Source organism: Duncaniella sp. C9, assembly GCF_004803935.1.
Classification (GTDB): domain Bacteria; phylum Bacteroidota; class Bacteroidia; order Bacteroidales; family Muribaculaceae; genus Duncaniella; species Duncaniella muris.
The window spans coordinates 1-16,239 of sequence record NZ_CP039547.1 but is presented as its reverse complement, the minus strand read 5'-3'; the positions used below and the strand labels follow the sequence as shown (position 1 = coordinate 16,239).

The following is a 16,239-nucleotide window of genomic DNA, read 5'->3' as shown; positions in this document are numbered from 1 at the left end:
ATTATTTAAGCAATTTGCCTGCGTTGCCCGCGACATTTCCGGCGACCGCGCCTCCGACACTTGCCGCACCAGAACCGACCTGCATCGCGGTGGTGTTGACAGCACGGTTATAGTTTCCGGCACCTCCGGCTTGTATTATCCAGCCCGCCACAGTTGGAATCGTGAAGTATCCTATAATGCCGATTATCATAAAAATGACATAGCAAGTATTTGAGCTGTCGAGGTTTGCGTTGGGGTTGTTTGTCAGTTCCGAAATGTCGTTCTGCAACATCAGCACCTGTATTTTCGCAAGGATTGTCGAAAATAGGTCTGCCACCGGCAGCCACAGATAAGTCTGGATATATCGTTGTATCCACTGGGTCAGCGTTGACTGGAAGCCATCCCAAACGGAAAGAGCGAAGGCGACCGGGCCGAGAATTGACAGCACGATAAGGAAGAATGTGCGGATAGTGTCAATCGTGAGTGAGGCAGCCTGAAAAAGCATCTCTAACAACTCTCTGAAAAAGTTTTGAATAGCTTTTTTGACTTTGTACATTCCCCGCTCGATATACATTCCGGCGGCTGTGCCTATCTCCGTCACGCCTAATTCGTCTATCTGTCTGTCAAACTCGGCATCATCGACAAGGTAGGCTGTTGACGGGTCATTCATCATCGCCTCATACTCCAGCCTGTCTTTCTCCTCGCGGTATTTCTGCATATCGAGTGTCTGCCCTTCAAGCATAGAGGCTGTACCCTGCACAATCGGCGACATCACAGAGTTGATGGTGCCGAGTACCACCGACGGGAAAAACATTATACAGAAGCCTATCACGAACGGACGTAGCAGCGGAAACACATCAATCGGCTCTGCGGCGGCAAGTGACCGCCAGATGCGATAGGCAACGAAGAACAACGCGCCCAATCCGGCTATCGCCTGAGCCACACCCGCCATATCCTCACATAGAGGCATCATCTCGTCATAGAGCGAGCGCAGTATGGTGTGGAGGTTGTTGAAATCTATTGATAACGCTATCATATTTTTTTAATTATGATTATTACGATTACCAGTATTTTTCAGACCCGTCGCCATAGAGAGCCACCACACGCTGTGTATCAGCCTTCTTTTTGGCACGCAGGTATGACACGCTTATATTCTTGTTGGTGTAATATGCCGTCAGGTTCTTCAGCCTTTTCATCTCCTTGTAACAGTCATCGACCACATCCATACGGTCTTTGTCGGTCATACTCAATGTAGTGATATTGACTACCTGTTTCAAGTCGCCGAGTACGCCGTTGGCTTCTTCGAGAATACGGGTGTAGCCGGAGGCGATTGCCGAGAGTTCAGCCGATGTGAAGTTCGGATCGGTCAGCATCTTCTGGAAATTATTGACGTAATAGCCGGAGATATTGCCGAGCATCAGGATTGTCTGCTGCACCTTGCGGGCATCACGGACAAGGTTGTTGACCGATTGCAGTGCGTCATAATATTTCTTAGCCTGCTGGTAAATTTTCACGGTTTCCTGAAAATTTTTGACCATGTGCGTAGCCGTCTGTGACTCCTGAACGAGTGATTTGGAGTTGTTTACGATGGACTGGGCGATGTTGGACGGGTCTATGACCGTCCATTGGGCGGAAGCCCTGCCCGTGCCTAACATCTGGCACAGGGCAATAAGAGGGATTAAAAACTTGAGTTGCTTCATTTGATTGCGGATTAAAAGTGGTGGATTTATCGTATTCTGTGAGCCATGCTTATAATAGCTCTAATCATGGCGAGAATAATTGTCAGGAGGAGGCCGAGGCAGAAAGATACTCCTGAAAAAATGCCTATTAAGACGTATTTCACTTTCATACATTATTTCTCTCTCCTTTCGTTGGCTAACTGTTTGATTGCGGCTTCGATGTCGCCGCCGAGCTGACGGGCGCGGTCAAGGACTTGGATTTTCTCCGTTTCCTCGGTAGTGTAACACAGGTATTCCTCCGGTGATACCTCCGTGGCATAGACAGCGGACTGCGTTCCGCCCAGCCCGATCCATACCTCTTTGTAGAGCCGGTTGGGGCTGTTTGCCATATTGATACTGAGTATCTGCGCCTTTTCCTTGTCGGTCAGACCGAGCAGCTCCTGTATCTGGTCAAAGCGGTTCATATATTTCCGCTGATCCAGAAGGATTTTACAGTCTGAGTTGTTGATGATGGTTTCCTTGACAATGGGCGACGAGATAATATCGTCCACTTCCTGAGTGACAACCACCGCCTCGCCAAAGTATTTACGCACCGTCTTGAACATATAGCGCATATACTCAGCCATGTTTGCGGTTGACAACGCCTTCCAAGCCTCCTCGCATATAAGAAGTTTTCGCACGCCTTTCAACCGGCGCATCTTGTTGATGAAGGCTTCCATGATGATAATTGTCACCACAGGGAACAGGTCTTTGTTGTCGCGTATGGCGTCTATCTCGAACACGACGAAACGCTTGCTTAGCAGGTCGATATTCTCTTTGGAATTGAGAAGGAAGTCAAACCGGCCTCCGTGGTAATACTGGCGCAGGGTTGTCAAGAAGTTGTCGATGTCGAAATCCTGTTTGTAGATGGGGATAGGACGTTGTGCCATTTCAGCACGGTAATCGTCGCGCATAAACTCATAAAAGGAATTGAAGCATGGCACGATGTTCTTATCACGTTTCATCTTGTCAAGAAACATCGACAGCGCAGAGCCAAGCTCACCGGATTCGGTCTTTGTCACGCGGTCGTCCTCCGACTTCCACAGCGTCAGCAGCAGGGTCTTGATCGAGTCTTTCTTCTCCACATCGAACACCCCGTCATCTGTGAAAAACGGATTGAAAGAAATCGGCTTTTCCTCGGTGTAGGTATAATAGATACCGTCCTCGCCGTGCGTCTTGTTGTGGATCAGATTGCACAGCCCTTCGTATGAATTGCCGGTGTCAATCAGGAGGATATGCGCGCCCTGCTCATAATATTGGCGCACCAGATGGTTGGTAAAGAAAGACTTTCCGCTACCCGACGGGCCCAGTATGAACTTGTTGCGGTTGGTGGTGATACCGCGTTTCATAGGCTCATCACTTATATCCAGATGGATAGGTTTCCCGGTCAGTCTATCGACCATCTTTATTCCGAATGGCGAGAGAGAAGAGCGGTAGTTTGTTTCAGCGGTGAAGAAACAAACAGCGGGTTCTATGAAAGTGTAAAAACTCTCCTCGGCAGGGAAATCAGCCTCATTTCCGGGCATAGCCGACCAGAACAGTGTCGGGCAGTCAATGGTGTTGTGACGGGGCATACACCCCATTGTGGCGAGCTGACTTCCGACATCGTTCTTAATCCTGCGCAGTTCCTCTGCATCGTCGCTCCACGCCATTATATTGCAGTGGCAGCGCACAGAGGTAAGACCATAGCTGTGAGCCTCGTTCAGATAGCGGTCTATCCACTCTTTGTTTATGGCATTGCTTCGGCTATACCTTGAAAGACTGTTCATATTTCGGGCTGTCTTCTCGAACTTCGCCAGATTCTCGTCGTGGTCGTCAATCAGTATATACTGGTTGTAGATATGGTTGCACGGCAGAAGCAGACCAACGGGAGAGGCGAAGCTCAATCTGCAATCCGAGCGGTCAGTCGATAACCGCTCATAACGGTTATCAGTGCTGACCTTTCCGGGCAGATCATCAGTATCTGAAAGTGTATGCAGGCACAGCATCTTGTCGCCGATACGCATTTCTTTCGGTGACAGGTCGATATCCTCCAGACAGTTGACATCTCCCATCGACAGTGACAGATACTTTTCTATGATACCGGAAGTTGTGTCTGTACCGATTATCTCATCGTCACCTATACGGCGCAGCGAGATATAGCCGGTGTCGTTGATAATGCGCTCGAACTGCCCGACAGCTTCCATGAAGCCCACAATCATCTCGTGATTGAGTTCCTTCGGTGTTATACGCCCACGGCAGAGGGTGGAGAAATTCGACTGCTGTCGCATACGCTCCTTTGTGGTCTTTGTCAGGAACAGGTAGCACTTGTGGGCGAGGTATGGACGCTCGTTGAAATGGCGTTCAAAACTGCGGTCAAGAAAACTCAAATTATCTTTTTGCAGTTCCGGCTTATAGTTCTCAGACACAAACCAGTCCTGCTTGTGCGCCACCGAATAATGCGGCAGCACTTTGATCGCCTTGCACCATGCGGCGTGCATGGCTTCGTATTCCTGCGATGTTACGGTGAACAGTTCCGGGAGGCTGACCTCGAAGGCCACCGTTATATCGGCGTCCTTCGAGATGATGCAACCGTGTTCCACGGCGAGCAACGGCAGTTTGCTTTCCAGCGTTGTGGCTTTCAGTGTATTTCTCATTTGCGACCTCCCTTCATTATACTGCGCACACGCAGACGGTTGATGATATAGCGGGGACGGTACTTCACCGAGGTGAGTTTCATAAGACCGTACTGCCCGTACTTGCCGTTAAGGTGGAAGGTGTACCATACCAGAGCCGACGCGCTCACGGCACCGAAGCCTATGCACAGACCCTGCTGTACACCGCACATATAGAGTACCACGAACAGAATGAAATCGGTTATCAGACCTCCGGCGAAGATGAAAAGGTACTGAGCTTTCAGCCCCTTGTATTCCACCGTCCTGCCTATGCCCTTGTTGATAGGATATTCCATTGGCGTGGCGGGATTAGAGGAAGAACGAGCGCAGGATTGTGGCGGCTACCACGAGGAATATACAGGCACCGAACCAAGAGGCGGCGGTTTTCGATGTGTCGGGATCGCCGGAGCTGAACTTTCCATAGACCTTGACACCGCCGATAAGACCCACCACCGCGCCGATGGCATAGATCAGTTTCGTGGCGGGGTCGAAATAGGAGGTCATCATCGAGGTAGCCTCGTTGATACCCGCCAGACCGTTGCCGGCGGCGTAGAGGTTGGCTGCACACAGAAGGAGCGTGAGCATCATCGCCATAGGGCGACGCATACCGGGAGCGTTCATAAACGCTACGATACTGTCATAGAGCTTTTTGAGGGATTTTGTCATAAATTTTATTTTTAGGATGGATTGTGGATTTGGATAGTGGTGGTCAGTGGAGAATATTGAAGTCGATAGCGTCAATGCCGGTTGTGTCTATGTCAGCATGGAACACGATTTTCTTTTTCGGCTTCGCTTCCTCCGGGTTTGAGGGTGGAGTGTCAGCAGTATTATTCTCCCCCGGAATTTCGGGGAGCTGGCACTCAATCATAAGTATGCGCTTGCGCACCAACGGATCGAGCTTGATTTTCTCGATAATCTGTGTGCCTTGTATGTCGGGCAGCACACGGCGGGCGGTTTCCTTGTCATCGGGATTGTCGGAATTACCCTTCAGAACGTTTACAGCAGTACTGATTTCGTTGAAGTCACTGCCTCCGGCTCTGGGTTCCTCCGCCGGGATTTCATCGCCTGTCAGTTCGCTTGCGGAGTGTGTGGCAAAAACTTCATCGAGTTTCTCCACCGGGATTTGTGCTGAGGACTTTTCCTCCGGTTCATCGGGAAAACCGGCATCCGAGGGTTTGCCGTACTCCTTGATGATAAGCGGTAATACCTCTTTGGCTGCTTCTTTCGCAGCCTCGCGGAACACCTCCTTGAACTCGTTGATGTCAAAAGTGCTTTTGCCGACAATACTGTCATTTTCGGCTTCCTCCTCTGTGTCGGCAGCCTTAGCGGGTTCCGGCGATGGCGTTTCCTTTACCGGCTTTGCTGTGTCGGGCTTTGTCAGCACCCTGCGGATAAGCCACAGGTTACTCGCCAGCAGAGCTATTATAAGTACAGTTTCCATCAGAACAGGTCTTTATGGTTACGTTCATGGACACTGCGCATCACCGCATTGTTGCGGGCAATATGCTCAAGTATGATTTCCGAGGCATACGAGCCGATTGACACTCCGGGTCTGTCAAGACCCTTTACCATGCGCGACAGGGCGGCATGAACTTCGGGATAGATATACACCTTCCTGTTGGACATCAAGATGTGCGGCGAGAGAAAACGCTCAATATAGCGTTCTTCCGCGCCATCAGGGATTTCAGCCACCTCGATAGTGGTGACTACTCGTGATTGGGATTTTTTCATGATTGTTGTGAATGTGTGGGGTTATAAAATAGGGTCGATAATATCTGCGAATTCCTCAAAATGCGCTGCAAGCACATTGTTGATATAGGCTTTGATGGAGCAGACCTTCCCTTTCTTCTTGTGGAATAGTATCCGGCGTATCTTCCAGATAAATTCAGGATCGATTTCCGACACTTGGAATTTATCTTCCGGCCACATATAACGCATATTGCGCACGAAGCGTTCCATATACAGCCGTTCCCTTTCGGAATTTTTAGCCTGTACAGTGGTATTTCCGGGGCTTGCACCGTCACCTTCGCCTGCCACCGGCTGTGGGTTAGCCTGTTCTTGCTGTTTGGACGCGCTTTTTCTTTTCAGCGATGACAGACCGGATGGCTCATCACGAAATGTCCTGATAAATTCCTCCGGATCGATTTGCGGCTCATAAACCTTTGACATAGGCTCACTGGTTTAATATGCCGAGCAGTTCATCGGCAAGTTCCGGAAGCCTTGTGCCTTTGAGCAGCGTTTTGTCAGGCGGAACAAGCGTAGAACGGAACACAGCGCGGTTAAGGGTCTTTGACCCCTCGCGGCGATACTTCTTGGTGTCGGGTATCTTGGTTTTCATGGTCTGAAGCCCGTATTCCTCAAACACAGCCTCATATTGGTCATAGAGGTCAGTCTTCTCGCGGGCGTCCACGAGGTTCCAGAGCATATACATCTGTTTGACCGATGTGCGCCCGGTCGTGAGCCACTCCTGTATTTTCAGGGCGAAGGCGAGCGAGCTTTCAAGTATTACCTTGTCGGCGGCGACAGGGACAATCACCATGTCCAGACAGTTAAGGATAGAAACAACACCGGGATTGTTGACTGTGCCGGGAAGGTCGAAAAATACGATGTCTATCTCATCCTCGCAGTCATCGATAATCTCACGGACTTTGCGCATGGCATTCTCCGGCTGAGCCGACAAAACCGGATATGGAGCCAGCTTTGTCAGACGCATATTGTCGGAAAACATCTTTTTGAACACGGGGCTGCACTCTATCAGCTCCTTGTCACGTTCACGCATATCCTCAATGCTGTACTGGGGAAAGTCGCAGTCAACGACAAGGACTTTCAGCCCCCTGACATAGTAGAGGTAACTCGCCGCAAGAACGGTCAGAGTCGTTTTGCCCGCTCCACCTTTCTGGGTGGAGAAAGCGACAAATTTAGGATCTGTCATAAATAAAATTTGAAAATGGATGTAGTGGTGACTGCATAGCAGTGGCCGTCAGCTTCATTTCGACACGTCGCAGACCGGTCTTGTCTATACTCCGTGGGGGGGACAGGCAGCGGCATTGGCTATGCTTTTGAGTTGGGGTACGGCTATCTCCGTCGCTCATGGGCGACCTTCCTCCGCCGTCAGGAGGGCATCGGCTATGTAAGCCGGAAGGTGATAGTCATGTCAGTCATTTTCTTTTTTTAATTTTGGGTGTTGGATTTAGTGGCGGAACATTGTTCCTTTCTAACTATGGCCGCACGGCTATATGTCCGTAGAACCATAGATAGGTAGTTTGCTTCTAATATTCCTTGTCAGGAGGTTTGCCCGCTTTATTATAAGATACATACTTTGCCGTTCAGTAACCAATCTCCGTACATCATAAATAAAATAGATTGTTCGGAAGGACATTGTATAAATACCTTTATTGCGGTCTTGCCAAGAGGCGAGGAATGTTATTGGCAGGTCAGCTTTCAATCTTGCAGTTCAGGAGGGAAGTTCATTATATAACAAGTAGGTTGACTTCCCTGAAGGCGAGCTTTCGAGCTAATCTCTACACAAAGAAACAAAATAAATTCCATTTTGTCAAGCCCTTAAAATTGCCAACTCATTGGCTCATAGAGGTTGAGGTGCCGGATTTCCTCACTTTTCCCCGGATTTCCCGAAAACGGGGCTGAAATTTTAACATTTTGCCATGCGATTTTTTTACTCACGGCATCACCGGACTTTCCAACGGTGCCCCCACGGCAATCCCTGCCGTCATAAAGTTTCAAATTTTCTCTCTTGCAGTTAGGAATTGCACCGGATTTTTTGTAACTTTATGGAAGCATCGACGTGTGTATCTACACTCCGCAGGTATGGAACACCGTTTTTTCACCGCCAAATGGTATGACCGGCACCACAGGCACCGAAAATATGGATTTCATATTAGGAAGGATGTCCACATAGACATAGCAAGGTGTCCGAATAGTAACTATTCGGGTTTCGGGTAACTCCGGTTCCCACGAAACAACCTTGCAATGCAGGATATTCTCCAAAGTCGAATATCCCATGACTTGACCTGCGGTTTGTCTGTACACAGCGATGCACTCACCACAAAATCCATACATAATATGACTGAAAAACCGAAAACCGGGCGACCCTTGTCGCCCAACCGATGCACCCACTGCGTCATGGTACGCTTCGATGACCTCGAATGGGATAGCCTGACCCGCATGATGGAGAAGGCTGATGAATCCGTAAAAGCCACGTTCATAAAAAAACTTATCTTCGGAAAGCCTTTCAAGGTGCTGACCACGGATAAGTCCCTTGCAGTATATTGCGCCAAACTCTCGGAGTTTTTCGCCCAGTACCGTACAATCGGGGTAAATTATGACCTCGTTGTGAAGGAGCTTCGCGCAAATTTCACTGAGAAGAAAGCTATGACACATCTCTACAAGCTGGAGAAAGCCACCATAGATCTGGCAAAAGTCACAGCCGATGTAAAGGCGTTATCCATGCAGTTTGATGAACAATGGTCGCTAAAATCTCGATAGGATCATCGCTCTACGGGGCGTTGTCATACAACGGCATGAAGATGAACCGTGACGAGGGCCGTGTGCTTGGTGCCAACAAGATTATACTTCCGGCAGACGGACATATTGACATTGCCCGAATGGTGGAGAATTTCAACCTGTTCATGCCGAAAACGGGCAGGACAAAAAAGCCCGTGCTGCATATCTCCCTAAATCCGCACCCCGACGATAAGTTGACTGAGCAGCAGTATGAAATCCTTGCACGCGAGTATCTGGACAAACTCGGCTTCGGTGAGCAGCCCTACATAATTTACAAGCACATGGACATCGACCGCCACCATATCCATATAGTGACAGTCAATGTCAACGAGCAGGGCAAGAGGCTCAATCAGGACTTTCTATTTCGTCGCAGCAAGAAAATTACCACCGAGCTGGAGGAAAAATATAATCTCCACAAGGCGCAACGAGAAAAAATCTCGCCCGATACTCCGATTAGAAAGATTGACCCGTCAGGCGACATCAAGCGTCAGGTTGCCAACACCGTCAAGATGGTCGGTATGCGCTATAAATTCCAGACCATCGGGGAATATAACGCAATTCTCTCACTATATAATGTGAGGTGTGAGCCTACCGACGGCAGAGTGAACGGGCGCGAGTATCACGGTCTTGTCTATTTCGCCACTGATAATAATGGCAAGAGCATCGCAACGCCTTTCAAGGCTTCGCTCCTCGGCAAATTTGCGAGTCGCACCGCTATTGACGGGAGATTTGAAATGGCTAAGGAAAAGATTGATATTGCACCGACCAAGCGCAAAGTCACCGATGTGATTGCTCACTCTATCGATAAGGCTGATTTCATCGCCAAGCTGAAAGAACGCAATATTGATGTTGTTCTCCGCTATAATGATGGAGGCCGCATATATGGAGTCACGTTCATCGACCACAACACCATGACGGTATTGAACGGTTCCAATCTCGGCAAGGAGTTTTCGGCAAACGCAATCAATGAGCGATTCAACAATCAGTTCAACAATCAGACAAATATACCTGCCGACACTCACGATGTTTCGACACCCATTGTTGTTCCGCTGGTAGAACCGACACCGGGTGACACTCATACCGACACAGCACAAGAGCCGGTGGTTAATCAACCTTCAAGTGGTCAGCATCAACACACCGTCACCCAATCCGTTTCCGACTTCGGCGACTACGACCTGCCAATTCCGGGACTCGGCCTGTTCCAACAGGGGCAGTCGTTCAATCCCGACGAGGAGGAATTCCGCCGCCGTATGCAGCGCAAAAAGAAGAAAGGGCGTCGCCCGAAATTCTAACAATTCACTTTTCTAAAATTACAATTATGAGCCAACAAGAGGACGACCTCAGAGCGTTGGCAAAGATTATGGACTTCCTGCGGGCGGTCAGTATAGTGTTGGTTGTCGCCAACCTATACTGGTTCACCCGCGTGGAAACCGTCGAGAGCGGCTGGTTCTATTCGACCGTCCATAGGATCTGCGCCAACTTCAACCGCACCTGCGGGCTTTTCAGCACCACTTTCAATGCCAAACTGTTCGCGCTCCTGCTACTTGGGCTATCATGCTTCGGCACCAGAGGAGTAAGGAGCGAGAACATCACATGGCGGCATATCGGCGTAACAATCGCCACAGGCAGCATACTGTTCCTTCTGAACTGGTGGACACTCGACATCGGTATGCGCTACACCTATATAATAAGCACCGTTGTCGGCTACATCTGCCTGCTCATGGGCGGAATATGGGCCGGTCGTATGCTGAAAAACAATATGATGGACGACCGCTTCAACGACGAGAACGAGAGCTTCATGCAGGAAACAAAACTTATGGACAACCAATACTCCATTAACCTGCCGACCAGATTCTACTATCAGAAGAAATGGCACAAGGGCTGGATAAACGTCGTCAACCCTTTCAGAGCCACCATCGTGTTGGGTACTCCCGGTTCAGGCAAGTCGTATGCCGTCATAAATTCCTTTATCAAGCAGATGATAGAGAAAGGTTACAGCGGCTATATCTATGACTTCAAGAGTCCCGATTTGAGTATGATAGCCTACAACCATCTGCTCAGTCACAAGGAGGGCTACGGTAAGGTCAAGCCGAAATTCTACATGATAAATTTCGATGACCCTGAACGTAGTCACCGATGCAATCCGATACATCCCGATTTCATGAGCGACATAGCCGACGCATACGAAAGCGCGTACACTATTATGCTCAACCTCAATAAGTCGTGGGTGAGCAAGCAGGGCGATTTCTTTGTGGAGTCACCGATTGTACTGTTTGCCGCGATAATATGGTATCTCCGCATTTACAAGGGAGGAAAATATTGCACATTTCCCCATGCCATAGAACTTCTGAATAGAAGATACGAGGATTTATTTCCCATTCTTACCAGCTATCCGGAACTGGAAAACTACCTCTCGCCCTTCATGGACGCATGGCAGGGAGGCGCGGCTGAGCAGTTGATGGGGCAAATCGCATCGGCGAAAATACCGCTGTCACGCATGATTTCGCCTCAGTTATACTGGGTTATGACCGGCGATGATTTCACTCTCGACATCAACAATCCGAAAGAGCCGAAGATACTGTGTGTCGGCAACAATCCCGACCGCCAGAATATCTACGGCGCGGCACTGGGTCTGTATAATTCCCGTATCGTCAAAATTATCAACAAGAAAGGTATGCTGAAAAGCGGAGTGCTGATTGATGAGCTTCCGACGATATATTTCAAGGGGCTTGACCAGCTTATTGCCACCGCCCGAAGCAACAAGGTTGCAGTGTGCCTCGGCTTTCAGGACTTCTCGCAGCTCAAACGCGACTACGGCGACAAGGAGGCGGCCGTGGTGATGAACACCGTCGGCAACATCTTCTCCGGGCAGGTCGTCGGAGAGACCGCCAAGACACTCTCCGAGCGTTTCGGCAAGGTTCTCCAGAAACGTCAGTCAATATCCATCAACCGTCAGGACGTGAGCCATTCTTTCAACACGCAGATGGACAGCCTCATTCCTCCGAGCAAGATTTCCACTCTCACGCAGGGTATGTTCGTCGGGGCGGTCTGTGACAATATCGACGAGCGCATAGATCAGAAGATATTTCATGCCGAGATAGTGATTGACAGCGCGAAGGTCAAGGCGGAAACAGACCGCTACAAACCTATTCCGATACTAACAGACTTCCACGACGACACCCCCGACAAGTCGCGCATGAAGGCTATAATCCAACGCAACTATGAACAGGTGAAAGCCGACGTGATACAGATAATATCCGATGAAAAGCAACGGATTTTATCCACCCCGGAACTCAGTCACCTTTTCCCGCAACAATAGAAAACAACCACCACTTAATCCACAATCCAATGTTACAATTTACAGGAGGTTATTACGACCTCGATTATTACCGTCTGTATCTGCTAAGATACCTGTCGCAAAACAATTTCGACATAGCCACCGACCATCCGCAGATTGTCGCCAACTCCGACCGTGCCCTTGACACATACGAGGAAGCACGGCGCAACGGTGCAAGTGTGCCGGAGGCGGAGGAACTGGCTCTGTCTGTGTTGTTCACCAACATAGGCGAGTCGGAGTTTGACATCGTTGCCGATATTCTGCTTGAATATTTCGGCGATACCCTCAACGTGGATTACGAGCCTGCCGCCCACTATTGGGCGCGCTGGGTCATTGACAACGTGCCGAACCTCTTTGACGGTTTTGACCGCACTCAGGTAGGCATAGACCGTGAGGAGCTTGACGAAAAGCGCGACATACTGATAGGCCGTATCACTCAATTCTGCGTGGACAATGGCTTATAACCGTATGCAGAAAATGCGTGACAACATTGAGGCGATACGCACAGCTTTCGCCCTGAGCGTTGAGCGCAGACCGCCGGATGACGCGGAATGGGAGATATTATCCAAGTATGCCGGCTTCGGAGGACTTAAATGTATCCTCAATGACGCCAACGAGCTTGCCGACGCAGACAAGTGGACGAAATCAGACCGGGAACTGTTTGCCCCGACAGTAGAACTTCGGCGCATAATTCACGACCATTCAAATAATGACCGGGAGTTTAAGCGTTACATGGACTCTCTGAAAGCGTCCGTGCTTACCGCCTTCTATACCCCTAAGCACGTTGTTGAAGCCATATCCCAGACTCTGCAACAGGTGGGAGTGGAACCTCGACGCTTCCTCGACCCCAGTGCGGGGAGCGGTGCCTTTGTGGACGCGTTCACATGGGTAAATCCCCGTGGCGAGAGAATTGCGTTCGAGAAGGACACATTGACCGGGCTGATACTGTCCAAGCTATACCCGCAGACCGACGTTCATATAGAGGGCTTCGAGAAACTGGGCACCGATCACGAGAATTATTTTGATGTCGCGGCATCGAATATCCCGTTCGGTGATATCGCCGTACCTGATCCGGTGTATGCCACCAGTGACAACATTGCTTACCGAAAATCGGCATCGGCGATACATAATTACTTCTTCCTCAAAGGTCTTGACGCGGTTCGTGAGGGCGGCATTGTCGCTTTCATAACTTCGCAGGGTGTGATGAACGGCAAAAGCCCGTTTGTGCGTATGGAGCTGATGAAGCGTGCCGACCTCGTTACCGCTTTGCGCCTGCCCAACAATACATTCATCGACAGTGCCAACACCGAGGTGGGCAGCGACCTTATCATATTGCAGAAGCACTCCGGCAAAACAGGCTTCACACCGGACGAGAAACTTTTTATTCAGTCAACAGCCGCACAGGACAGCGGAATACCCAACAACCGCTATTTCATAGAAAATCCAACGCATATTATCTGTACAGGAGCGAAAGAGGACACCGATCCATACGGAAAACCGGCATTGGTATATACCCATGACGGCGGTGTTGTCGCAATCGGCGATGATATGCGCAGGGTTCTCTACGCGGAGTTCGGACTACATCTCAACCTTGACCTGTATCACGGTAAACAGCAAAAGGCGCACATGGTATCAGCACCTATATATAATAAGGTATCAGCAAAACCGACACCGAAGGAAAAGCCGCAGCCTAACATTGAGGACGTCGAGGCGGTGGAGGTAACGCCAACACCTGCACAGGTGATTTCTCAGAGAGCCGATGAAACAGAAACATCGGGCAATACTGTGCCGGAGAATGGCAACCCTGACAGCTACGACCCGAAAATTATGATGTATAATCTTTTCGGCGAACTGGTGGAGATACCCGGCGCAAAGAAACACCGCAGCAAGCGTCAGGTGGTACAGAAGGTGCAGAAACAAAAGCCTGATCAACCTGCTAAATCGGCTGAGGTCAAAGCGGCTACCGCATCACCAAAAGCGAAAGCAGTCAAGGTTGAAACGTCCAAGACCGACTTCCGCCCGCTCACCGAAGATGAACTAAAATTTTACGGTTCTCTCAACTGGGATGACAATCCGCCTATAAACGGGTTCTACACCACAATGATGGAGATTGCACACCGCCAGCTCATGGAGCAGGAGGCGGAAAGGCAACGCATGGAAGCTGCAAAAAATCAGGATAAAGATAATATTCCCGATACGCCATACATAGAAATGACTGAGGGCGACTTCATTCCCGGTGTGCCTACGGGTGTCAAGAAGCGTACAATTATCCCGATTGAGGATGTAAACATAGAGCCGGATATGTCGCCCCGTCCGTTCTCGAAGATATGCAGTTTTTCCACAAGGAGGGTTCAATGGTATGCGACAGAGGTCAGGTCGGCTTTCTCTCGCAGGTCAGCCGCATGGGAGCCACCTTCACACCGCTCCAGCTCAAGCCGGAGCAGGAGAAACGCGCCATGCTGTATATTACCCTGTCGGAAACATATCAGCAGCTCTACCATTACGAGGCGGAAACACACGAGGCAAGTGCCGAACTGCGCGAACATCTCAACCAGTATTATGATGAGTTCGTGGAGAAATTCGGGCATCTCAACGAGCGTGAGAATGTGAAGTTCATAAAAATGGACTCCAACGGGTGTGACGCTCTCGCCCTTGAACGTGGCGACAACGGGCTGTTCGTAAAGGCTGACATCTTCGACCGCCCGGTAGCATTTGCCGTTGACGAGGTTACATCCGTCGGCACCCCTATGGAGGCTCTGTCCGCTTCGCTCAACAGGTTCGGCAAGGTGGATTTCTCCTATATGTGTTTCTCTTGTCGGCATGGACGAGGCTCAGATTATTGAGAGCCTTGACGGACGGATATATTTCAACCCGCTCATAGGTGAGTACGAAATCTCCGACCGCTTCATCGCCGGAAATGTGGTGACTAAGACTGAGCTTATTGAACAATGGATTGACGACACAGGTGACACCGATCCGCGTGTGGCGGCATCGCTCCAAGCCTTGAAAGACGCATTTCCCGAAAGGATACGCTACGAGGAGCTGGACTTCAACTTCGGCGAGCGTTGGATACCCGGGCATCTATGCCGAATACATGTCATATCTCTACGGCACTGAGGTGAAGATTGCATATTCCTCGGCGATGGATACTTTCTCGGCGACAAATACCGATGATACAGCCAAAATAACACACGAATATTGCGTAGAGGTAAGTTCAGGCATTACAACGGAATGTCGCTGTTGCGCCATGCCTTGCACACACCACCCCCAACATCAAGAAATCAATAGGCAAGGACGCGAACGGCAAGGACATTCTTGTTCCCGACCCGGAGGCGATACAGCTTGCCAATACAAAGATTGACGAAATCCGCGACGGCTTCACAGAGTGGCTCGACAACCAAAGCGACGAGTTCAAGGAACGGCTTGTCGACCTCTACAACCGCCGCTTCAACTGCTTCGTCAGACCGCGCTATGACGGCTCCCACCAGACATTCCCCCATAAACATGAAACTGCTTGGCGAAAGGCTGAATGTCAGGTCAATATACCAATCCCAAAAGGACTGTATATGGATGCTATTGCAGAACGGCGGGGTATCGCGGATCACGAGGTAGGCACGGGTAAAACCTTGATAATGTGCATAGCAGCGCACGAAATGAAGCGTCTTGGTCTTGCCCACAAGCCTATGATTATCGGGCTTAAAGCCAATGTCGCCGCCATTGCCGAAACCTACCGCACGGCGTACCCGGACGCCCGCATACTTTTTGCCGATGAAAAGACTTTCTCAACCGCCAACCGCGTGAAATTCCTGCGGAATATGCAGAACAACGACTACGACTGCATAATAATGTCGCACGACCAGTTCGGTAAAATCCCGCAGTCGCGCGATTTGCAGGAGGAAATAATGCAGGCGGAGCTTGACACGGTGGAGGAAAACCTCAATGTTCTCAAGGAGCAGGGAAAGGACATCTCCGTAGGTATGCTCAAAGGACTTCAAAACGGAAGGCGAACTCTCGAAAAGCGACTTGAAAC

General features: G+C 49.9%; 15 protein-coding genes and 1 pseudogene. 7 read left to right on the top strand and 9 right to left on the bottom strand.

All coding sequences use genetic code 11. The features are described from left to right. Position 1: 1 nt before the first annotated feature. The 9 genes from traJ to E7745_RS00045 all read right to left on the bottom strand — a co-directional run bounded on the left by traJ (position 2) and on the right by E7745_RS00045 (position 7,283). Positions 2–1,000, bottom strand: coding sequence for a conjugative transposon protein TraJ (gene traJ / locus E7745_RS00085; protein WP_124030622.1), 999 nt, complete (start codon positions 998–1,000; stop codon positions 2–4). A gap of 40 nt (positions 1,001–1,040) precedes the next feature. Then, a complete protein-coding gene (locus tag E7745_RS00080; protein WP_124030612.1) occupies positions 1,041–1,679 on the bottom strand; it encodes a DUF4141 domain-containing protein in 639 nt (212 codons plus the stop codon). A 152-nt stretch (positions 1,680–1,831) separates the two neighbouring features. Continuing rightward, entirely contained in the window at positions 1,832–4,333 is a 2,502-nt protein-coding gene (locus E7745_RS00075; protein WP_124030613.1) for a TraG family conjugative transposon ATPase, read from the bottom strand. Then, positions 4,330–4,647 carry a DUF4133 domain-containing protein gene (locus E7745_RS00070; RefSeq protein ID WP_124030614.1) on the bottom strand — a complete coding sequence of 106 codons (318 nt, stop codon included), beginning with the start codon at positions 4,645–4,647 and terminating at the stop codon, positions 4,330–4,332. The genes E7745_RS00075 and E7745_RS00070 overlap by 4 nt, the downstream gene beginning before the upstream one ends. A gap of 13 nt (positions 4,648–4,660) precedes the next feature. After that, a complete protein-coding gene (locus E7745_RS00065; RefSeq protein WP_123486691.1) occupies positions 4,661–4,957 on the bottom strand; it encodes a DUF4134 domain-containing protein in 297 nt (98 codons plus the stop codon). 103 nt (positions 4,958–5,060) lie between these two features. After that, complete coding sequence (locus E7745_RS00060; protein ID WP_124030615.1) at positions 5,061–5,792, bottom strand: hypothetical protein; 732 nt, start codon at positions 5,790–5,792, stop codon at positions 5,061–5,063. Continuing rightward, positions 5,792–6,082 (bottom strand): DUF3408 domain-containing protein, encoded by a 291-nt coding sequence (locus tag E7745_RS00055; RefSeq protein WP_123486679.1) that lies wholly within the window; start codon positions 6,080–6,082, stop codon positions 5,792–5,794. Before E7745_RS00055 ends, E7745_RS00060 begins: the two co-directional genes overlap by 1 nt. A gap of 21 nt (positions 6,083–6,103) precedes the next feature. Further along, positions 6,104–6,520, bottom strand: a complete 417-nt coding sequence (locus E7745_RS00050; RefSeq protein ID WP_123550736.1) for a DUF3408 domain-containing protein — start codon at positions 6,518–6,520, stop codon at positions 6,104–6,106. A gap of 4 nt (positions 6,521–6,524) precedes the next feature. After that, on the bottom strand, positions 6,525–7,283 hold the full coding sequence (locus E7745_RS00045; protein ID WP_123486677.1) for a ParA family protein: 759 nt from the start codon (positions 7,281–7,283) through the stop codon (positions 6,525–6,527). Positions 7,284–8,431: 1,148 nt separating this feature from the next. Here E7745_RS00045 and mobA point away from each other — a divergent pair. From mobA to E7745_RS15200, 7 genes and pseudogenes are all read left to right on the top strand, one after another. Continuing rightward, positions 8,432–8,854, top strand: a complete 423-nt coding sequence (gene mobA / locus E7745_RS00040) for a conjugal transfer protein MobA (RefSeq protein ID WP_124030617.1) — start codon at positions 8,432–8,434, stop codon at positions 8,852–8,854. Next, positions 8,833–10,164 carry a conjugal transfer protein MobB gene (gene mobB / locus E7745_RS00035; RefSeq protein ID WP_124030618.1) on the top strand — a complete coding sequence of 444 codons (1,332 nt, stop codon included), beginning with the start codon at positions 8,833–8,835 and terminating at the stop codon, positions 10,162–10,164. Before mobA ends, mobB begins: the two co-directional genes overlap by 22 nt. A gap of 26 nt (positions 10,165–10,190) precedes the next feature. Continuing rightward, positions 10,191–12,191 carry a conjugal transfer protein MobC gene (gene mobC / locus E7745_RS00030; protein WP_124030619.1) on the top strand — a complete coding sequence of 667 codons (2,001 nt, stop codon included), beginning with the start codon at positions 10,191–10,193 and terminating at the stop codon, positions 12,189–12,191. A 29-nt stretch (positions 12,192–12,220) separates the two neighbouring features. Next, the gene (locus E7745_RS00025) at positions 12,221–12,673 is read left to right on the top strand and encodes a DUF1896 family protein (RefSeq protein ID WP_123550740.1); all 453 of its coding nucleotides are present in this window, start codon (positions 12,221–12,223) and stop codon (positions 12,671–12,673) included. Then, positions 12,663–14,819 carry an N-6 DNA methylase gene (locus E7745_RS15210; protein WP_136408027.1) on the top strand — a complete coding sequence of 719 codons (2,157 nt, stop codon included), beginning with the start codon at positions 12,663–12,665 and terminating at the stop codon, positions 14,817–14,819. The genes E7745_RS00025 and E7745_RS15210 overlap by 11 nt, the downstream gene beginning before the upstream one ends. After that, positions 14,816–15,052, top strand: a complete 237-nt coding sequence (locus E7745_RS15205) for a hypothetical protein (protein WP_168181920.1) — start codon at positions 14,816–14,818, stop codon at positions 15,050–15,052. The genes E7745_RS15210 and E7745_RS15205 overlap by 4 nt, the downstream gene beginning before the upstream one ends. Before the next feature lie 64 nt (positions 15,053–15,116). Next, positions 15,117–16,239, top strand: a pseudogene (locus E7745_RS15200) (DNA methylase); the annotation flags it as partial.

What these genes read in the sequence shown, in the direction of transcription:
- E7745_RS00080 (WP_124030612.1), bottom strand. Translation starts at nt 1,679, where the DNA reads ATGAAGCAACTCAAGTTTTTAATCCCTCTTATTGCCCTGTGCCAGATG.
- E7745_RS00075 (WP_124030613.1), bottom strand. Translation starts at nt 4,333, where the DNA reads ATGAGAAATACACTGAAAGCCACAACGCTGGAAAGCAAACTGCCGTTG.
- E7745_RS00070 (WP_124030614.1), bottom strand. Translation starts at nt 4,647, where the DNA reads ATGGAATATCCTATCAACAAGGGCATAGGCAGGACGGTGGAATACAAG.
- E7745_RS00065 (WP_123486691.1), bottom strand. Translation starts at nt 4,957, where the DNA reads ATGCGTCGCCCTATGGCGATGATGCTCACGCTCCTTCTGTGTGCAGCC.
- E7745_RS00060 (WP_124030615.1), bottom strand. Translation starts at nt 5,792, where the DNA reads ATGGAAACTGTACTTATAATAGCTCTGCTGGCGAGTAACCTGTGGCTT.
- E7745_RS00055 (WP_123486679.1), bottom strand. Translation starts at nt 6,082, where the DNA reads ATGAAAAAATCCCAATCACGAGTAGTCACCACTATCGAGGTGGCTGAA.
- E7745_RS00050 (WP_123550736.1), bottom strand. Translation starts at nt 6,520, where the DNA reads ATGTCAAAGGTTTATGAGCCGCAAATCGATCCGGAGGAATTTATCAGG.
- E7745_RS00045 (WP_123486677.1), bottom strand. Translation starts at nt 7,283, where the DNA reads ATGACAGATCCTAAATTTGTCGCTTTCTCCACCCAGAAAGGTGGAGCG.
- mobA (WP_124030617.1), top strand. Translation starts at nt 8,432, where the DNA reads ATGACTGAAAAACCGAAAACCGGGCGACCCTTGTCGCCCAACCGATGC.
- mobB (WP_124030618.1), top strand. Translation starts at nt 8,833, where the DNA reads ATGGTCGCTAAAATCTCGATAGGATCATCGCTCTACGGGGCGTTGTCA.
- mobC (WP_124030619.1), top strand. Translation starts at nt 10,191, where the DNA reads ATGAGCCAACAAGAGGACGACCTCAGAGCGTTGGCAAAGATTATGGAC.
- E7745_RS00025 (WP_123550740.1), top strand. Translation starts at nt 12,221, where the DNA reads ATGTTACAATTTACAGGAGGTTATTACGACCTCGATTATTACCGTCTG.
- E7745_RS15210 (WP_136408027.1), top strand. Translation starts at nt 12,663, where the DNA reads ATGGCTTATAACCGTATGCAGAAAATGCGTGACAACATTGAGGCGATA.